Genomic DNA, 15,828 nt, shown 5'->3' on the forward strand with positions numbered 1-15,828 from the left:
AGGGACCTACGGATTAACAGTCCGGCGCTCTACCGACTGAGCTATCGAGGAACAGAGCCTCGCATTATAGACCGAATTTTTAGAGCCTTACAAGCTAATTTCCAAACTTGCTCTGAAAGTTCTTGGTGCCATCGGATACAGATAGACATGGTCGAACTGGAAGGGCGATTCCTTCCAAGCCCGGCGGTTCGCCAGATTGTCCACGCCGACCCGCCAGATCAGCAATTGCCGGCCCAGGTTTTGGTCAAAACGTGCGCCGGCATCCAGCCGGGTCCAGCCGGGAATGCTGATGCTGTTGTCCGGCAAGACGGCGCGCGGGCCTTCATAGCTCAGGCCGGCTTGCAATTGCAGGCCGGGCAGGGCGGCGATGCTTTGGCGGCCCTGCAGGCGCAGCGTAGTCTCTGGCACGTTCTCGGGCTTGAGTCCGTTGAGGCTGGCTTCGGCGCTACCGCTGCGGCGAGCCTTGAGCTTCATGGCGCTGGCGATCACGCCGCCGCTGCCCCATTTCAAATCGGCCTGGGCCTCCAGGCCTTGGTGATGGGCTTGGCCATCAGCTTGCCGCAGGCAGCTGCCTGGCTTGCTGTCTGAGCATTCGCCGATGTCGCGCCACTTGGGACGATTCACGTCAAACCAGTTGACCGACCAGTCCACCGTGTTGGAGCCGGCCTTCAGGCCAATCTCATATTGCTGGCTCTTTAGTGCATTCAATGCGCGGCCGGCTTGATCGCCATAGCGCTTGCGGTTCGGCGTCACCTCAGATTCCATGCCTTCGCCCCAGCTCGCATAGGCCATCAGCTGCGGGTTGATGGCATAGCTGAGACCCAACCAAGGTGTTGTGAGGTTTTGGCTGTAGCTGGTGGCGCGGGAGCCGTTGGTGCGCACGCTTTCGCGCTTCAGATGGGTGGCACGCAGGCCGACCCAGGCTTGCCAATCACGGCCGACTTGGATGGCATCGCGCAGATACAACTCGGTGCTGCTCTCGTCGCGATTGGTGTTCTCGTCGGTCAGGCTGGGGTCGGCGGTGGTGATCGACTTGCCATCGATGGTGCCAGTACCCGTCAGGTTGTAGGCCTGTTTTTGGAAGCGACTGTTGAAGCCTGAGAACAAGACGCCGGTATGGATCTGATGCTGCACGCCACCCGTCGCCAGCTTGCCGCTCAGCGAGAGATCAAGTGCCTCGCTATTGCGGCGTTCGTTCTCGCTGCGGAAGTCCCAAACGGTGAAGCTGCCATCGGCGGCATAGCGGTCGCAAGGTGCGCACTCGTAGCTGGCCGGGTCGTACTTGCCGTTGGCATAGGCCAGCCGGTCATCGGTCTTCAGTCGCTGAATGCCCAGATGCGCTTGCGCGCGCCAGTCGGCGCTGAGCTTGTGTTGCAAGCGGATCGAAGCGTGGGTGTTGTCAAACACCACCGGCTGTGACCAAGGCTGGTTGTTCAGGTTGATGCGTGGATCAATCGCTTTGGCATCGGGCAGCTTGTTGCCCAAGAGGCTGAAGCCCGGCTGGCTGGGCTGGCGCTGCTTGTTCCACTCGAACTCAGTCTCTATCAAGGTGTCCGGGCTGAGGCGCCAATCACCGGCCACGGCCAGCAGGTAACGCTGACCTTCGGCGTCACGCAATTCGGGCTTCATTTGGCTGGCGGCGGCGTTGACGCGCAGTCCAAACGCTTCGCCAGTGCCGAAACGTTGGCTCCAATCCAGTGCGGCTTCGGTCGTGCCACGCTCGCTGATGCCAAGGCTGACGGACGTCACATTGACCGTGGGGCGCTTCACCACGAAGTTGACCAAGCCGCCCGGCGAGCTGGTGCCGGCTTGAATGCCGCTGGTGCCTTTCAGCACTTCGATGCTGCTCTTGTTGCCCAGGCTGATGGCGGTTTCGGCGTTGATCGGCAGGCCATCGCGGCGGTAGTTGAAGCGGTTGTCCAGATCGAAGCCACGGATCTTCAGATAAGACACATAGCCCGTCGAGTTGTAGGCGTCGCTCAGGCTGGCATCCAAGCTGGTGATGGCCGCGAGCGAGTGCAGTCCCAGGTCCTGCAGCCGTTCGCTGTTCAGGATATTGGCTTGCATCGGCAGCTTGGCGATCGGCGTTTCGCCGAAGCCGCCGACCATGACCGGTGTGTCGGCCGAACGGCCGCTGACCGAAACGGTGGGCAGGGTTTCCGCAGCGGCGCTGATGCTGCAAAGCAGGCCAGCGGCGCTGGCGAGCAAAGAGAGTTTCTTAGTAGGAACGTAAGTGGTCATCGTGGTTCAAGGCGATGACAGGGCTGCAAACAGCAAGGCCGAAACGTCAGGAGAAAGAGACTCAAAAATGACGTGGCCGATGAAGGCTTGCTTCCCTGCGCGAGCATTACCTCGGGACCGGACAGGCAATGACTCGCACTGCGCCGCTCGGCCTCAATCAGGTTCAAAGGGACTTTCTCAGCCGAACGGGTTTCCCCAATTCAGCACCCCTAGCGAATGCGGCAGATCCTGGGATCTGCCGCGCCTAGCATTGTATCGGCTTGGCCAATGAAAACAGCCCGCGGGCAGCGGGCTGTAAGGGCATTGCCGGGCGCGCAAGCGCCGGGATTTGCGATCAGTCGAACACGGGCGATTCCACGCCCAACACCTTGTGCAGCTTGGGGCTGGTGGTGGTGTATTGCAGATGGACGCGTTTTTCCGGGTTGATGTAAGGCATGGCGCCGAAGGCGGCCAAGGCGCATTCATGGAAGCCCGACAGGATCAGCTTCTTCTTGCCCGGATAGGTGTTCACATCGCCCACGGCGAAGATGCCGGGCACGCTGGTCTGGAACTTCTCGGTGTCCACAACGATCTGCTTGCGCTCGAGGTCCAGGCCCCATTCGGCGATCGGGCCCAGCTTGGGGCTCAGGCCGAAGAACACCAGAAGTTGTTCGCAAGGCATCACGCGGGTGACGCCGTCACCGCCGGTCACCTTGATGTCGGTCAGCACGCCGTCTGATTCGACGATGTCGGTCACCTGGCCGACCATGAACTGCATCTCGTAGGCGTCGCAGAGCTCGCGCATCTTGGCCACGCTGGCCGGTGCGGCCTTGAAGCCATCACGACGGTGCAAGAGGATCACGCTTTCGGCCTTGTTGGCGCTGCCGTCGGCATTGCCGGCGCAGAAGTTCAAGGCCCAGTCCAGTGCCGAGTCACCGCCGCCAACGATCACCAGATTCTTACCGGCAAACTTCTCGGGGTTGCGCACGCGGTAGTGCAGTTGCGTGCCTTCGTATTTGTCGATGCCGTCGACCTTCAGCGTTCGGGGCTGGAAAGAGCCCACGCCGCCAGCGATGAAGATGGTCTTGGTCAGGAACTGGGTGCCCTTGGAGGTCTCGACGAAGAAGCGGCCATCTTCCTGCTTGAGGACGGTGGTGACTTCTTGGCCCAGATGGAAGGTCGCGCCGAACGGTTCGATCTGCTTGAGCAGGTTGTCGGTCAACTCCTTGCCGGTGCAGATGGGCACGGCCGGGATGTCGTAGATCGGCTTGTCCGGATACAGCTCAATGCACTGACCGCCAGGGTAGGCGAGCGAATCAATGATGTGGGCTTTGACTTCGAGCAAGCCGAGCTCGAACACCTGGAACAGGCCGACCGGACCAGCGCCGACGATGACGGCATCGGTTTCAATCGCGTCGGGTCCGGGGACGGGTAGGGCGCCGGCCGGCGTGGCAATCTCTGCGTTCAATTGATCTTCCATTCTCTTTCGGGCCTAGGCGCTTTCGAGCCCAAGCGTCACTTCAATAATCCAGCACTTCAGCGGATCAGCTGATCGAGCTTGCCAGTGCGGTCTTTCCACTCGTCAGCGTCGGGCAGGGCTGCCTTGCGCTTGGTGATGCTGGGCCACTTCTTGGCCAAGTCAGCGTTCAGCTTGATCATGTGCTGCATATTCCCGGGCACATCTTCTTCCGGCACGATGGCGTTGACCGGGCACTCGGGGATGCAGACGGCGCAGTCGATGCACTCATCGGGGTCAATGGTCAGGAAGTTCTGGCCTTCGCGGAAGCAATCGACGGGGCAGACATCGACGCAGTCGGTGTACTTGCAGCGGATGCAGTTTTCGAGGACGACGTGGGTCATGGTGCAACTCTGTTGTTGTTGGGGCCGGAATCGCCAGCTTTCACGCGGGTGCGCAAAATATCGGCAAAACGCGGATTTTAATCGTTCAAGGTCTCTAAACGTGTTTGATGCGAAGCAAGACCTGAATTGATGCTGGAAATTGTTGGCAATGCATCGCTGTGCGCGGGCTGGCTTTGCACCGGGCGCGCTCCGGCGCCCACTGTCACCACCGTGGGTCGTCCCTTGTGCAGCAGCGAGGCCGCGGCCAAGGTGTCCAGGCGATGGTCGCTGCACAAGGCATCGACGCAGCCTGCCTTGGAAACCACGCTGACCGGCGTTTCGGCCGGCCACCCTGCTTCGGCCAGCTTGCGTGCCAGCGCGCTCAACTGGCGACCGGCCATGTAAAAGACCTCGGTATCGGCCGAGCGTGCGGCTTGCAGTTCACCGGCCTGGGTCATCGCGGTGGTCAGGCTGACGCTGCGGCCAATGCCGCGGCGGGTCAGGGGGCGCTGGGTCTGTGCCGCGGCCGCGATGGCGGCGGTCACGCCGGGCACCACCTCGCTGGCGATGCCGGCCTCGGCCAAGGCCAGTAACTCTTCTTCCAAGCGGCCGAAGACGCTGGCGTCGCCACCCTTCAGGCGCACCACCAAGTCATGCGCCAAAGCCTGTTTGACCAGGGCGGCATTGATGGCGGTTTGTTTGGTCGAGTGGCAAAAGCCGCGCTTGCCCACGTCGATCCACACCGCATTTGGCGCCAAATCGCGCAGCGCCGGGTCGGTCAAGGCATCGAACAAGACCACATCGGCGGCGGCCAGCGCGCGCGCGCCGCGCAAGGTGATCAGATCAGCGGCGCCGGGTCCAGCGCTGACAAAGACAACGCGCCCCATGATCAGCTCGCTTGCTCCGCAGCGGCGCGCACCAAGAGGGCGCCACTGGTGCGGTTGCTGGTCGGGTCGACCACGATCAAGGCGCCACCAATGCGGTTGACCGCATAGGGCTCCACCGGCAAGGCGCTTTGCGTTTCGATGCGCACATGGCCAATTTCATTGACCTGCAGCGCCTCGGCGTCTTGCTCAGCCAGGCTGTGGATGTCCAGGCGGTGCTCAATCGCGCTGATGCGCGCCTGCACCCAGCGGTTGCCATGGCGCAGCCAGTACTTGCGGCCGGGCACGGCCGGTTCGGTGTCGAGCCAGGCCAAGGTGGCTTCGAAGGACTGGGTCGAGGTGGCCGAACCGTGGGTGACGATCCAGTCGCCGCGCGAGACGTCGAGCTGGCGGTCCAGCACCACGCCGGCCGATTCGCCAGCCACGCAATGCGCGACCGTTTCACCTGCGCGGCGCACTTCGGCCACGATGGCAGTTTGGCCGCTGGGCAGAATCTGCACCTGGTCTCCGGCCTTCACTTGGCCGTGAGCAATACGGCCCCACAGCGCGCGCGGCTGATAACCCGTGCCTTCGCCTTGCTCGCCGGAGTCGCGAGCCACGTACTGCACCGGAATCGAGAGTTGGCCTTCGACCTTTTCTTGCACGCCCGGCAGGCTTTCCAAAACCTGCAGCAGCGATGGCCCTTGGTACCAAGTGGCCCATTCGCCGTCCAGCGGCTGGGTGACGTTGTCGCCGCGCAGTGCCGATACCGGCACGATGGCGCTCACCTCAATACCCGCCTGCTCGGCGAAGGCGCGCAACGCCTTGCTCACTGCGGCAAAAGCCGGGCCGGGCTGCGCCAGCGCGTCCAGCTTGTTGACGGCAAAGACGATGCTGGGCACGCGCAGCAAATGCGCTAACAGGCTGTGTCGACGGGTTTGTGGCAGCAGCACTACCTCGTCCACCGAGGTGTCCAGCTTGGTGATGTCCACCAGTACGACGGCGGCATCGCTGCCGGCAGCGGCGGTGACCATATTGCGGGTGTACTGCTCATGGCCGGGCGCGTCGGCAATGATGAATTTGCGCGTCTTGGTGGCGAAGTAGCGGTAAGCCACATCGATGGTGATGCCTTGCTCGCGCTCGGCCTCCAGGCCATCGGTCAGCAGGCTCAGATCGATGGGCTGGCCGGCGGCACGCTTTTCCAGCGTGTCGAGTTGGTCGGCCAGGATGGCGCGGCTGTCGAACAACAGGCGGCCGATCAAAGTGCTCTTGCCATCGTCCACGCTGCCGGCGGTCAGGAAGCGCAGCGCGCGGTGATGGGTGTCGACATCGCTGTCGTGGATGACGGTGTTCACGGCGGTGCTCATCAGAAGTAGCCCTCTTTCTTGCGGCGCTCCATCGAAGCTTCCGAAGTTCTATCGTCCATGCGGGTGGCGCCGCGCTCGCTCACGGTCACGGTCAGCGTCTCGGCCACGATATCGGCGGCCGAAGCGGCCGTGCTTTCCACCGGGCAGGTGCAAGTCATATCGCCCACGGTGCGGAAGCGCACGGTGGCGGTTTCCACCGTCTCACCGGCCTCGGGCGGGGTCACCTCGGTCAGCGGCACCAGCAAGCCCTTGCGGCGGATCACCTGGCGCTGATGCTGGTAGTACAAGCTGGGCAGCGGGATGTTCTCGCGGGCCAGGTACAGCCAGACATCCAACTCGGTCCAATTGCTGATCGGGAAGGCGCGGAAATGCTCGCCTGGGCGGATGCGGGTGTTGAACAGATTCCACAGCTCGGGGCGCTGCTCCTTGGGCTGCCATTGGCCGAAGCTGTCGCGATGGCTGAAGATGCGTTCCTTGGCGCGCGCCTTTTCTTCGTCGCGACGGGCGCCGCCGATCAGCACGTCAAAGCGGTGCTCTTCGATGGCTTCCAGCAAGGTCACGGTCTGGTGGCCGTTGCGCGATTCCAGTGGATGGGCCAGGCGAACCGTGCCCTTTTTGATCGACTCGTCCATGTGCGCGACGATCAGGCGCTCGCCCATCTCGGCCACGCGCTTCTCGCGGAACTCAATCACCTCGGGGAAGTTGTGGCCGGTGTCCACATGGACCAGTGGGAAGGGCAGCTTGCCCTTGAACTCATTGCCAGCCACGCGCTGCTTAAAGGCCTTCTCGGCCAGGCGCAGCACCACGCAAGAGTCCTTGCCGCTGGAGAACAGCAGGCCCGGGCGCTCGAAGGCGGCGGCCACTTCGCGCAGGATGAAGATGGCTTCTTCTTCCAGATGGTCCAGATGGCGCTGGTCCACCGTGGCGGCCAGTGCTTGCAGATTGACGGGGGCGTTCATGCAGCGGCTCCTGACTTCAGTTCTTCGTTCGAATGGGCTTTGTGCAAGCCGCATTCTTTGGCGTCCTCGTCTTGGCTGCGGCCGGCCGCTTGCGCGTCCTTAACTTCGGCCTTGCCGAAGTTAGCCTGCGCCGAAACGTCGCTGCCAAGTTCCTCACTTTGTGCGGAATCGGCTGGCGCCGACGAGTGCGTCTTGTGCAAGCCGCACTCCTTGGCATCGTCGTTTTCCCACCACCAGCGGCCGGCGCGGAAGTCCTCGCCGACGGCAATGGCGCGGGTGCAGGGTGCGCAGCCGATGCTGGGCATGAACTGGTCATGCAGCGCGTTGAAAGGCACCTTGTAGGTGGCGATGTAATGCCAAACATCGGCCCAGCTCCACTCGGCCAGCGCGTTGATCTTGCTGCGGCCGTGGTTGTCTAGCTCGGTGAAGGGCACATCGGCGCGGTTGCTCGATTGCTCGCGGCGCAGGCCGGTGATCCAGCCGGTGCGGCCGTCCAGCATGCGGCCGAGCGGCTCCAGCTTGCGGATGCTGCAGCATTCCTTGCGCAGGGCCAGGCTCTCGTACATGGCACGATCGCCGCGCACCCGCACGAAGTTGATCACGGCGTCGTGCACCGGACTGAAAACTTCGACCTTCCGTCCGTATTGGGTTTCGATCTGCGGCAGCAAGGCCAGGGTTTCAGCATGCAGGCGGCCGGTGTCCAGCGTGGCAATGGCAATCGGCAGCTGGTGGCGTGCGATCAGGTCGGTGATGACCATGTCTTCGGCGCCCAGGCTGCTGGACTGCACCAGGCCGGCGCCATGGGCATACACGGCTTCCTGCAGGATGTCGACCGCCTTGGCCAGACGTTCGGCAAAGCCGGCGGTCTCGCGGGCATAGAGCTGGATGGCCGAGGCCGAAGCGGCGGCTGCGGCGCCGGGCAGCACCGACACTTCGGGCAGGCTGGAGATTTCTGCGCTCATGCCGCACCTCGGGCAAAGACTGGCTGCGTAGCGTCCACATCGCCCTGGTAATGGGCGGGGAAAAAGCCCAGAGCGCGCTCGGCGGCGGCCTTCGACTGGTCGGCGCGCAGCTGCACCGCGTCAAAGCCGGTGCGGGCCAGCAGCGGCAGCATGTCGACCAAGACTTCGCCGCAGGCGCGGATCTCGCCGGCAAAGCGATAGCGCGAACGCAAGAGGCGGGCTTGGCTGTAGGCGCGGCCATCCACCCACTTGGGGAAGCGCAGCACGACCAGGCTCAAGCGCGGCAGATCGGCGGCCAGGTCTTCAACCGCAAAGTCATTCGGCAACTCGACGGCGGTGGCCAAGCCAGCTGGCCAGTGGTCACGGACTGCGTGCCACTGCTCAATCGTCAGCAGCAAATTGGGGGCCGGATCGGGGTGCGGCATCGGGCCGTCTTCGCCGACCACGTGATGCCATTGCTGATGGTGGGTGTCAATAAACTTCATGATGTCGGGGTCTGAATCAGTTGGCAGCGGCGTTGGTGCCGGTCAGCGTGCGGACGGCGTTAGCAGGGGCCTTGAAAGGCTCCAGGCCAATGCGGCGCACGGTGTCGATGAAGCGCTCGGCGCTGCTGCTGCGCTGGCTGCGGTAGGTGTCGATCACCGACTCGATCACGTCTGCCACTTCGTCGGCGGCGAATGAGGGGCCGATCACGCGGCCGGCCACCGAGTTGCCCGACAGCGTCGAGCCGTCCGAGCCGCCCAGCGAAACCTGGTACCACTCCTTGCCGTCCTTGTCGACGCCGAGGATGCCGATATGGCCGCTGTGGTGGTGGCCGCAAGAGTTGATGCAGCCGCTGATGTGCAGGTCGATATCGCCGATGTCGTATTGCTCATCCAGGTCTTCAAAGCGCTCGGTGATGGCGGCGGCCACGGGAATCGAGCGGGCATTGGCCAGGGCGCAGAAGTCGCCGCCGGGGCAGGCAATCATGTCGGTCAGCAGGCCGATATTCGGCGTTGCCAAGCCCAGGCCGCGCGCGGCTTCAAACACCGCCGGCAGATCGGCTTCACGTACCCAAGGCAAGACCAAGTTTTGGTCATGGCTGACGCGCAACTCCGACGCGCTGTAGCGGTCGGCCAAGTCGGCGGCAGCGTCCATCTGGCCATCGGTAGCGTCACCGGGGGCGATGCCGGCGCGCTTCAGCGACAAGGTCACCGCGCGGTAGCCCGGCACATTGTGCCGATGCACATTGCGCTCCAACCAGCGCTTGTAGGCGCCATCGGCCACGCCAGCCAGGATGTCGCTGCTCACGCCAGCCTGCACGCCATTCGGGCGCACAAAGCAAGCGGCCACGCGGTCCAGCTCGGCTTGCGGAATCAGGTGCTCGCGGCCACCGGCGTCCAGCTCCAGAATCTGCTTGAACTCGGCGTTCACATCGTCAAAGAACTGCTGGCCTTCGGCCTTGACCAAGATCTTGATGCGAGCCTTGTACATATTGTCGCGGCGGCCGTAGCGGTTGTAGACGCGCACGATGGCCTCGATGTAGACCAAGATCTGCTGCCAGGGCAGGAACTCGTTGATGACCTGACCGGTGATGGGCGTGCGGCCCATGCCGCCGCCAACCAAGACCTTGAAGCCGACCTCGCCGGCCTCGTTCTTCAACAGCTGCAGGCCAATGTCATGCCAAGCGATGGCGGCGCGGTCTTCCACCGTGCCCGAAATGGCGATCTTGAATTTGCGTGGCAGAAACGCGAACTCGGGGTGCAAGGTGCTCCACTGGCGCAGCACTTCGGCATAGGGGCGGGGGTCGACGATCTCGTCATGCGCCACGCCGGCGAAGCAGTCGCTGGTGATATTGCGGATGCAGTTGCCGCTGGTCTGGATGCCGTGCATGTCCACAGCGGCCAGGCGGTCCATCACATCGGCCGAGGCGGTCAGCGGGATCCAGTTGTATTGCAGATTCTGGCGGGTGGTGAAGTGGCCATAACCGCGGTCGAAGTCGCGGGCGATGCCGGCCAAGGCGCGCAGCTGGCGGGCGCTCAAGGCGCCGTAGGGCACGGCCACGCGCAGCATCGGCGCATGGCGCTGCACATACCAGCCGTTTTGCAAGCGCAGCGGTCGGAAGTGGTCATCGCTCAGCTCGCCGGACAGGTTGCGCTCCAGCTGATCACGGTACTGCGCGGCACGTGCATGGACGAATTGGCGGTCAAAGTCGGTGTAGGCGTACATGGTTGAAGGAGGGGTAGAGACGAGGGGAGTGAGAGACTTTCCTGCCGGGCTGCGAGCGTGTTTCGCATCAAGGCTTGCGCGGGGTGCTTGTTTCGGAGTTGCTGCGGGTGTCGGCCCTGGTCGGGGCTTTAGTGTTGGCCTAAATCGCCAGCCGGTGCAAGCTGCTTGACCTCAGTTGCGAATGCGATCCCGTCCATGGAACTCCTTGTCGAGCAGCCACCATGGATACCCTAGGGTCCGCACTTTAGTGTTTGCCCATAGATATGCAAAACATAGATTTGTAAATTACATATGCGAAATTGCATATATGAAATTCGCGTGAGTCGGGCGAGTGGCAGGGACGCGGTAAGCTCTGACCGTCGCGGCAGCGGCGCGCGCCGGGCGTCCAGGTCCCAAGAAGGTGCCGCGCCAGCGCTCTTGCCTAGCTTCTCGGGCTTGGCTTGCGCATTTACTGCCGCCTATTTCAGGCTTTTGTTCTTATCTCCCCGACTTCCATGCCCCAGTTCACCTCTTTTCGCGCCGAAGCCACCAAAGTGGCGATTTACTGGGATTTCGAGAATCTGCACGCGGTGCTGGCCAATGTGGCCCATGGCGATGGCGCTTACCGCGACAACCGGCTGAAGCTGCAGCCGGTCTTTGTCGACCTCAAGCCCATCCTGGAGTACGCGGCCTCGCTGGGCGACATCATCATCAACCGCGCCTATGGCAACTGGCAGTTCTTTGCCAACTACCGCCATGCCTTGAACGAGGCGGGTGTCGATTTGATCCAGATGTTCCCGCGCGGCTCCAATATGAAGAACAGTGCCGACATCCGCATGGCGCTCGATGCGCTGAGCGATGTGCACAACCATCCGCACCTCACCCATGTGGTCGTGATCTCCAGCGACAGCGACTTCATCAGCCTGGCGCAAAAGGTCAAGCAAGCGGGCCGTTTCATTGCTGGCGTAGGCGTGGCGGGCTATAGCAATCGTTTTTGGACCGCCAGCTGCAACGAATTCAAGTTCTATCAAAACCTGCTCGGCCTGCCGCTGGAGGCCGCGCCGGCCGAGTTGGCGCCGGTGGTCGAAGATGCCGAAGCGGTGGGTTCGCCCTCGCTGGACGAAGCGCGCCAAGCTTTGCAACGAGCCCTCAAGCAATTGGTCGACCGCAATGGCGAGAACTATGTGTCGCGCAGCGCTTTGAAGGTCTTCATCAAGCGCCTCTTGCCTTCATTCGATGAGCAGGCCCTGGGCTGCAACAACTTTTCGGAGTTCTTGCATCGCTTCCCAGAGCTGGTGGTGGAGGTGGATGCCATCAGCGGCGGCCACGTGGCATTTGCGGGCCAGCCGGTTGGGCAGTCGAACTCTGCGCCTGACGCGCCTGAGTCGGCGTAACCCGGGGCGAGGCAGGCCTCTGTTCAGTCGCGGGCCAGCTGAGTCAGCACCTGCACCTGCTCCTGAATACGCGGCGGGAGTCCGCTTTCACCTGCCAATATGGCCTGAATCAAAGCCGCGTTGGCGCCGGCTTCGCAAGCATCGGACAGTGGCCAATCCAGGTCTTCGCTGTCGGCGGCGTGCATCTCATGCCGCTCGCCATTGATGAAGCCATAGAGCTGCGCCTTGCGGCGCAGATGGGCATAGGCTTCGCCTTCGCTGGCCTTCATCAGCAGCGCGCGGCCAGCAGGGGCAGTGGATCGCTGCAGGGCCTCGCCCATGCTGATCAGGTATTCAGGGTGCGTCACCGCCACCACCCGCACCGTGCGGCCCGGCGCGGCGTCCAGTAGCTTGGCCACGCTGTGGCCGCTGTTGCGCACGCCGAGTCGCGGGCGCAAGGCCATCAAGGCATCGAGGCCCGGGTTCAAACAAGCCAGTGGCAGGCAAGCCAGGCGACGCTGGCTCAATTGCTTCGAGGCCTCTTCGACCGACTCGGCAAGCGGCAGGTCCAAGGCCTTCAGTAGCTCAAAAGGGCTTTCGCGGCTGTCGAAATCATGCCGGCCATGGATCAAGACGGGAATGCCTTCTCGCGCCAACAGCAAGGCCACCAAGGGCATCAAATTGGCTTGTTTGCGCGCCCCATTGAAGCTCGGCAAGAGCACGCAGCGCGGGCCGGGCGGCATATTCAGCCGTGCCGTGCGCGATTGCATGGCGCGCTCAAAGCCGGCCAACTCGGCCGCGCTTTCGCCCTTGATCCGCATGGACAAGAGAATCGCGCCCAGCTCCATGTCGGGTACCTGGCCGTCCAGCATGGCGCCAAACAAGGCTTCGGCTGTGGCGACATCCAGGTCTCGAGCACCTTTGATGCCGCGACCAATCTCTTTGATCAAGGGGGCAAACTGCATGAAGGGCAGTGTAGGTCAGCAGTCAGAGGGTCTTGGCCGCTATGCGCCTCGGGTCATAAAGCCTTGGCTGTGGGCTGCTCGTCTCAGATCTATCCAGCGGGTTTTTTGTCGGCCTGCCAGAATGCGGCCTTCTTCTTTCGTGTGGGAATTCAATAATGAGCCAGCTCATGTATCAAGCGTCCGTGCCGGTCTTCAAGCAAATGCTGGGCGGTTTGTCCGATGTTCTCGCCAAAGCCGAGGCTCACGCCGTGGGGCGCACGCTGGAGCCAGCGTCCTTGCTGCAAGCGCGTTTGTTCCCCGATATGTTCGTGTTGGTCAAGCAAGTGCAAGTCGCCTGCGACTTTGCCAAGGGTGTTTGCGCCCGCTTGGCCGGCGTCGAGGTGCCTGGCTTTGAAGACAGCGAGCAGAGCTTTGCCGACCTGCAGGCCCGGATCAAAAAGACCTTGAGCTTCATCGAGGACTTGGATGTGGCTCAGTTTGAGGTAGCCGCCACACGCGACATCGTGACCCGCCCGGGCACGCCCAAAGAGCGCCACTTCAGCGGCCAAGACTACTTGCTGCACTACGGCTTGCCGCAGTTCTTCTTCCATGTCACCACCGCCTATGGCATCTTGCGCCACAACGGGGTTGAATTGGGTAAGAAGGACTATATGGGCGTGTATTGAGCCGGATCTGATGTGATCGCTACCTTGCGGGATGCCGAGGCCCGCAGCGCATGGCAAACTGCGGTGAATCCACCGCCTTCATCCCCTTAAGCAACAAGTGCAAATCCAGCACGCAAAAACAGGAGTCGTTCATGGCCAAAGGACAGCAAAAAAGCAATAAGGAAGCAAAGAAGCCCAAGAAGGACAGTTCGCCTCCGAAGCCGATGACCGGAGAGCCGGTGATGCCGACACGGGTCACGGTGGTTCCCGATCGGAGCAAAAAGCTCAAGTGAGCTTGGCTTATTCGCGAAAACAAAAACGGGCCCAGTGGGCCCGTTTTTGTTTCGGCTGACCAGTCGACGTAAGGTTCAGGCCAGGTTGCTGCGGCGTTTGCTGACGAAGCCCACCACTGCCAGACCCGCCAACAGCAAGGCATAGCTGCTCGGCTCGGGCACCGCAGTCACCGCGTTGAAGCGCAGCAGATCCTGCTGGGTGGTGCTGCTGAGCTTCTCGATCTGGTACAGGCTGCTGCCCGTGTAGGCGGCGCCGGCACTCAGATAGCTATTGGCCAGATCCTTCAGGCTGCCGTAGCCGCTGGTGCTGTCATTGAGGTTGAAGTGCTGCAAATCGCCGTTCAGTTCCGTCACGCTGGCCGGGCCGCTGAGCTTCTCGTGGGTCAACTCCCACACGGCCAGCTGGAAGGCGGCGCGCTCGGTGTTGGTGTCCACGCCCGCGTAACTGGCGGAAAACAGGTTCTGCAGTTGGCTGGCTTGAGGCGCGCTGAAGGTGCCGATGCTGTAGTTGGTGTAGTCGCTGGAGGTGTATTGCGCCAGTTCCACGCAGTAAGCACCGAAGCTGGCGCCGTTCTTGATTTCAAAGTTCAGCAGACCGGCCGAGATGCCGTCACGGTTAGTTCCAAGCTCTTCCAGGTTGACCTTCACACTTCCGCCGACGAAACCGTTATGCCGGATCGACAGCGTCTGGGCCTGAGCCACGCCGGCGAAACTGACGATGGCGGCGGTAATCCATGAGAACTGGGCTTTGTTCATGTCTTTGTTTCGCGGGCTGGTAAGCCCGTCCTTGTGTTAGCGAGTGCTGATGGGCGCGACTGTAGGGCGGCGATGTCCCTCGTGCTCGCGCTTGCGAGGGGGGGGCGTGAAGCTATTCACGCCGATGGGACTCAAGTGATGCCTGAGGCCTCCGGGCTACACTGAGGCCCCTCGCGATCTCGCATCTAGCAAGCCTCCAGACCATGGCCGGACTCTCCACAAGCACTCCCAGCCCGACCGAAATCACGGTGCACCAGCAGTCACGCGTGTTGGAAGTGGCCTTTTCCGATGGCGCGCGTTTTCGTATCCCTTTTGAGCTGATGCGCATTTACAGCCCATCCGCCGAGGTCAAGGGGCACGGCCCCGGGCAAGAAACCCTGCAGACCGGCAAACGCGAGGTCGACATGACCGGACTCGAGCCGGTGGGTCATTACGCCGTGCGGCCAGTTTTTTCGGATGGTCACGACAGCGGCCTGTTTGACTGGGCCTATCTGTATGAGCTGGGCGCCAAGGAGGCTCAGCTTTGGCAAGATTACGAAGCCCGCTTGGCGGCAGCCGGTGTCGGCCGTGATGACCCCATGCCCAGCAAGAGCGGCGGCGCTTGTTCCAGCCATTGAGCCGTGACGGACCCGACCTGCCCAACCTAGATTTAAAAACGACTATGAGCAGTACCCACTTCGGCTACCAAACTGTTGACGAGCGCGAGAAAGCCAGCCGCGTACGCGGCGTGTTCGACTCGGTCGCCTCCAAGTACGACATCATGAATGACCTGATGTCCATGGGCATGCACCGTGCCTGGAAGGCTTACACCGTGGCGGTCGCCAACCTCAAGCTCGGCGAGCGGGTGCTGGACATCGCCGGCGGCACCGGTGATTTGTCGCGCGCCTTTGCCAAAAAGGTGGGTGACAGCGGCATGGTGGTGCACACCGACATCAATGAGGCCATGCTGCGCCAGGGGCGCAACCGCCTGCTGGACGAAGGCCTGATCCTGCCCACCAATCTGTGCGACGCCGAAAAGCTGCCCTACAAGGATGGCAGCTTCGATCTGGTCAGCGTGGCTTTTGGTCTGCGCAATATGACCCATAAGGATCAGGCGCTGGCGGAAATGTGCCGGGTCCTCAAGCCGGGCGGCCGCTTGTTGGTGCTGGAGTTCTCCAAGGTGGCCGCGCCGCTGCAAAAGCCTTACGACTGGTATTCCTTCAAAGTCCTGCCCAAGCTCGGCCAAATGATTGCCGGTGACGCGGAAAGTTACCGTTATCTCGCTGAATCGATTCGTATGCACCCGGGGCAACAGGAATTGAAGGCGATGATGAAGACGGCAGGCTTTGGCCACGTCGACGTCCACAACCTCAGCGGCGGCGTCGTGGCCCTGCATGCCGGGATCAAGTGTTGAGGCGCAT

The 15,828-nt window shown here is 62.4% G+C and carries 15 protein-coding genes and 1 pseudogene; 5 read left to right on the top strand and 11 right to left on the bottom strand.

The window, feature by feature from the left end; all coding sequences use genetic code 11:
- Positions 1–87 precede the first annotated feature (87 nt).
- The 9 genes and pseudogenes from ACOVRJ_RS19250 to ACOVRJ_RS19290 all read right to left on the bottom strand — a co-directional run bounded on the left by ACOVRJ_RS19250 (position 88) and on the right by ACOVRJ_RS19290 (position 10,418).
- Positions 88–2,241 (bottom strand): TonB-dependent siderophore receptor, encoded by a 2,154-nt coding sequence (locus tag ACOVRJ_RS19250; protein ID WP_422045440.1) that lies wholly within the window; start codon positions 2,239–2,241, stop codon positions 88–90.
- 334 nt (positions 2,242–2,575) lie between these two features.
- Positions 2,576–3,700 (bottom strand): NAD(P)/FAD-dependent oxidoreductase, encoded by a 1,125-nt coding sequence (locus ACOVRJ_RS19255; RefSeq protein WP_422045441.1) that lies wholly within the window; start codon positions 3,698–3,700, stop codon positions 2,576–2,578.
- Positions 3,701–3,756: 56 nt separating this feature from the next.
- Complete coding sequence (fdxA, locus tag ACOVRJ_RS19260) at positions 3,757–4,080, bottom strand: ferredoxin FdxA (protein WP_422045442.1); 324 nt, start codon at positions 4,078–4,080, stop codon at positions 3,757–3,759.
- A gap of 77 nt (positions 4,081–4,157) precedes the next feature.
- Complete coding sequence (gene cobA, locus ACOVRJ_RS19265) at positions 4,158–4,946, bottom strand: uroporphyrinogen-III C-methyltransferase (RefSeq protein WP_422045443.1); 789 nt, start codon at positions 4,944–4,946, stop codon at positions 4,158–4,160.
- Positions 4,947–4,948: 2 nt separating this feature from the next.
- Entirely contained in the window at positions 4,949–6,289 is a 1,341-nt protein-coding gene (locus ACOVRJ_RS19270) for a sulfate adenylyltransferase subunit 1 (protein WP_422045444.1), read from the bottom strand.
- Positions 6,289–7,248, bottom strand: coding sequence for a sulfate adenylyltransferase subunit CysD (gene cysD / locus ACOVRJ_RS19275; RefSeq protein WP_422045445.1), 960 nt, complete (start codon positions 7,246–7,248; stop codon positions 6,289–6,291). Before cysD ends, ACOVRJ_RS19270 begins: the two co-directional genes overlap by 1 nt.
- A 185-nt stretch (positions 7,249–7,433) precedes the next feature.
- Positions 7,434–8,210: pseudogene (locus ACOVRJ_RS19280) on the bottom strand (phosphoadenylyl-sulfate reductase); the annotation flags it as partial.
- A complete protein-coding gene (locus tag ACOVRJ_RS19285) occupies positions 8,207–8,695 on the bottom strand; it encodes a DUF934 domain-containing protein (RefSeq protein ID WP_422045446.1) in 489 nt (162 codons plus the stop codon). The pseudogene ACOVRJ_RS19280 and the gene ACOVRJ_RS19285, both read right to left, overlap by 4 nt.
- Before the next feature lie 16 nt (positions 8,696–8,711).
- Positions 8,712–10,418: a nitrite/sulfite reductase gene (locus ACOVRJ_RS19290; protein WP_422045447.1), complete on the bottom strand. Its 1,707-nt coding sequence runs from the start codon at positions 10,416–10,418 to the stop codon at positions 8,712–8,714.
- A 494-nt stretch (positions 10,419–10,912) separates the two neighbouring features.
- Between ACOVRJ_RS19290 and ACOVRJ_RS19295 the strand changes: the two genes are divergently transcribed.
- Positions 10,913–11,791, top strand: a complete 879-nt coding sequence (locus tag ACOVRJ_RS19295; RefSeq protein WP_422045448.1) for an NYN domain-containing protein — start codon at positions 10,913–10,915, stop codon at positions 11,789–11,791.
- A 23-nt stretch (positions 11,792–11,814) separates the two neighbouring features.
- Here ACOVRJ_RS19295 and ybiB read toward each other — a convergent pair whose 3' ends face one another.
- A complete protein-coding gene (gene ybiB, locus ACOVRJ_RS19300; protein WP_422045449.1) occupies positions 11,815–12,735 on the bottom strand; it encodes a DNA-binding protein YbiB in 921 nt (306 codons plus the stop codon).
- 155 nt (positions 12,736–12,890) lie between these two features.
- Between ybiB and ACOVRJ_RS19305 the strand changes: the two genes are divergently transcribed.
- Both ACOVRJ_RS19305 and ACOVRJ_RS19310 read left to right on the top strand, forming a co-directional pair.
- The gene (locus ACOVRJ_RS19305) at positions 12,891–13,400 is read left to right on the top strand and encodes a DUF1993 domain-containing protein (RefSeq protein ID WP_422045450.1); all 510 of its coding nucleotides are present in this window, start codon (positions 12,891–12,893) and stop codon (positions 13,398–13,400) included.
- A gap of 131 nt (positions 13,401–13,531) precedes the next feature.
- A complete protein-coding gene (locus tag ACOVRJ_RS19310) occupies positions 13,532–13,672 on the top strand; it encodes a hypothetical protein (protein WP_422045451.1) in 141 nt (46 codons plus the stop codon).
- A gap of 75 nt (positions 13,673–13,747) precedes the next feature.
- Here ACOVRJ_RS19310 and ACOVRJ_RS19315 read toward each other — a convergent pair whose 3' ends face one another.
- Positions 13,748–14,428 (bottom strand): PEP-CTERM sorting domain-containing protein, encoded by a 681-nt coding sequence (locus ACOVRJ_RS19315; RefSeq protein ID WP_422045452.1) that lies wholly within the window; start codon positions 14,426–14,428, stop codon positions 13,748–13,750.
- Between the two features lie 203 nt (positions 14,429–14,631).
- On the opposite strand from ACOVRJ_RS19315, the gene ACOVRJ_RS19320 reads away from it, so the two are divergent.
- Both ACOVRJ_RS19320 and ubiE read left to right on the top strand, forming a co-directional pair.
- On the top strand, positions 14,632–15,045 hold the full coding sequence (locus ACOVRJ_RS19320) for a gamma-butyrobetaine hydroxylase-like domain-containing protein (RefSeq protein ID WP_422045453.1): 414 nt from the start codon (positions 14,632–14,634) through the stop codon (positions 15,043–15,045).
- Positions 15,046–15,089: 44 nt separating this feature from the next.
- The gene (ubiE, locus tag ACOVRJ_RS19325; protein WP_422045454.1) at positions 15,090–15,821 is read left to right on the top strand and encodes a bifunctional demethylmenaquinone methyltransferase/2-methoxy-6-polyprenyl-1,4-benzoquinol methylase UbiE; all 732 of its coding nucleotides are present in this window, start codon (positions 15,090–15,092) and stop codon (positions 15,819–15,821) included.
- The last annotated feature ends 7 nt before the right edge of the window (positions 15,822–15,828 follow it).

Source organism: Roseateles sp. (assembly GCF_049240545.1).
GTDB lineage: Bacteria > Pseudomonadota > Gammaproteobacteria > Burkholderiales > Burkholderiaceae_C > Paucibacter_A.

Excerpts from the sequence above, each read along its gene's own strand:
- ubiE (WP_422045454.1), top strand. The coding sequence starts at position 15,090 with ATGAGCAGTACCCACTTCGGCTACCAAACTGTTGACGAGCGCGAGAAA.
- ACOVRJ_RS19310 (WP_422045451.1), top strand. The coding sequence starts at position 13,532 with ATGGCCAAAGGACAGCAAAAAAGCAATAAGGAAGCAAAGAAGCCCAAG.
- ACOVRJ_RS19285 (WP_422045446.1), bottom strand. The coding sequence starts at position 8,695 with ATGAAGTTTATTGACACCCACCATCAGCAATGGCATCACGTGGTCGGC.
- ACOVRJ_RS19290 (WP_422045447.1), bottom strand. The coding sequence starts at position 10,418 with ATGTACGCCTACACCGACTTTGACCGCCAATTCGTCCATGCACGTGCC.
- ACOVRJ_RS19320 (WP_422045453.1), top strand. The coding sequence starts at position 14,632 with ATGGCCGGACTCTCCACAAGCACTCCCAGCCCGACCGAAATCACGGTG.
- ACOVRJ_RS19270 (WP_422045444.1), bottom strand. The coding sequence starts at position 6,289 with ATGAGCACCGCCGTGAACACCGTCATCCACGACAGCGATGTCGACACC.
- cobA (WP_422045443.1), bottom strand. The coding sequence starts at position 4,946 with ATGGGGCGCGTTGTCTTTGTCAGCGCTGGACCCGGCGCCGCTGATCTG.
- ybiB (WP_422045449.1), bottom strand. The coding sequence starts at position 12,735 with ATGCAGTTTGCCCCCTTGATCAAAGAGATTGGTCGCGGCATCAAAGGT.
- ACOVRJ_RS19315 (WP_422045452.1), bottom strand. The coding sequence starts at position 14,428 with ATGAACAAAGCCCAGTTCTCATGGATTACCGCCGCCATCGTCAGTTTC.
- ACOVRJ_RS19255 (WP_422045441.1), bottom strand. The coding sequence starts at position 3,700 with ATGGAAGATCAATTGAACGCAGAGATTGCCACGCCGGCCGGCGCCCTA.
- ACOVRJ_RS19305 (WP_422045450.1), top strand. The coding sequence starts at position 12,891 with ATGAGCCAGCTCATGTATCAAGCGTCCGTGCCGGTCTTCAAGCAAATG.
- cysD (WP_422045445.1), bottom strand. The coding sequence starts at position 7,248 with ATGAACGCCCCCGTCAATCTGCAAGCACTGGCCGCCACGGTGGACCAG.
- ACOVRJ_RS19250 (WP_422045440.1), bottom strand. The coding sequence starts at position 2,241 with ATGACCACTTACGTTCCTACTAAGAAACTCTCTTTGCTCGCCAGCGCC.
- ACOVRJ_RS19295 (WP_422045448.1), top strand. The coding sequence starts at position 10,913 with ATGCCCCAGTTCACCTCTTTTCGCGCCGAAGCCACCAAAGTGGCGATT.
- fdxA (WP_422045442.1), bottom strand. The coding sequence starts at position 4,080 with ATGACCCACGTCGTCCTCGAAAACTGCATCCGCTGCAAGTACACCGAC.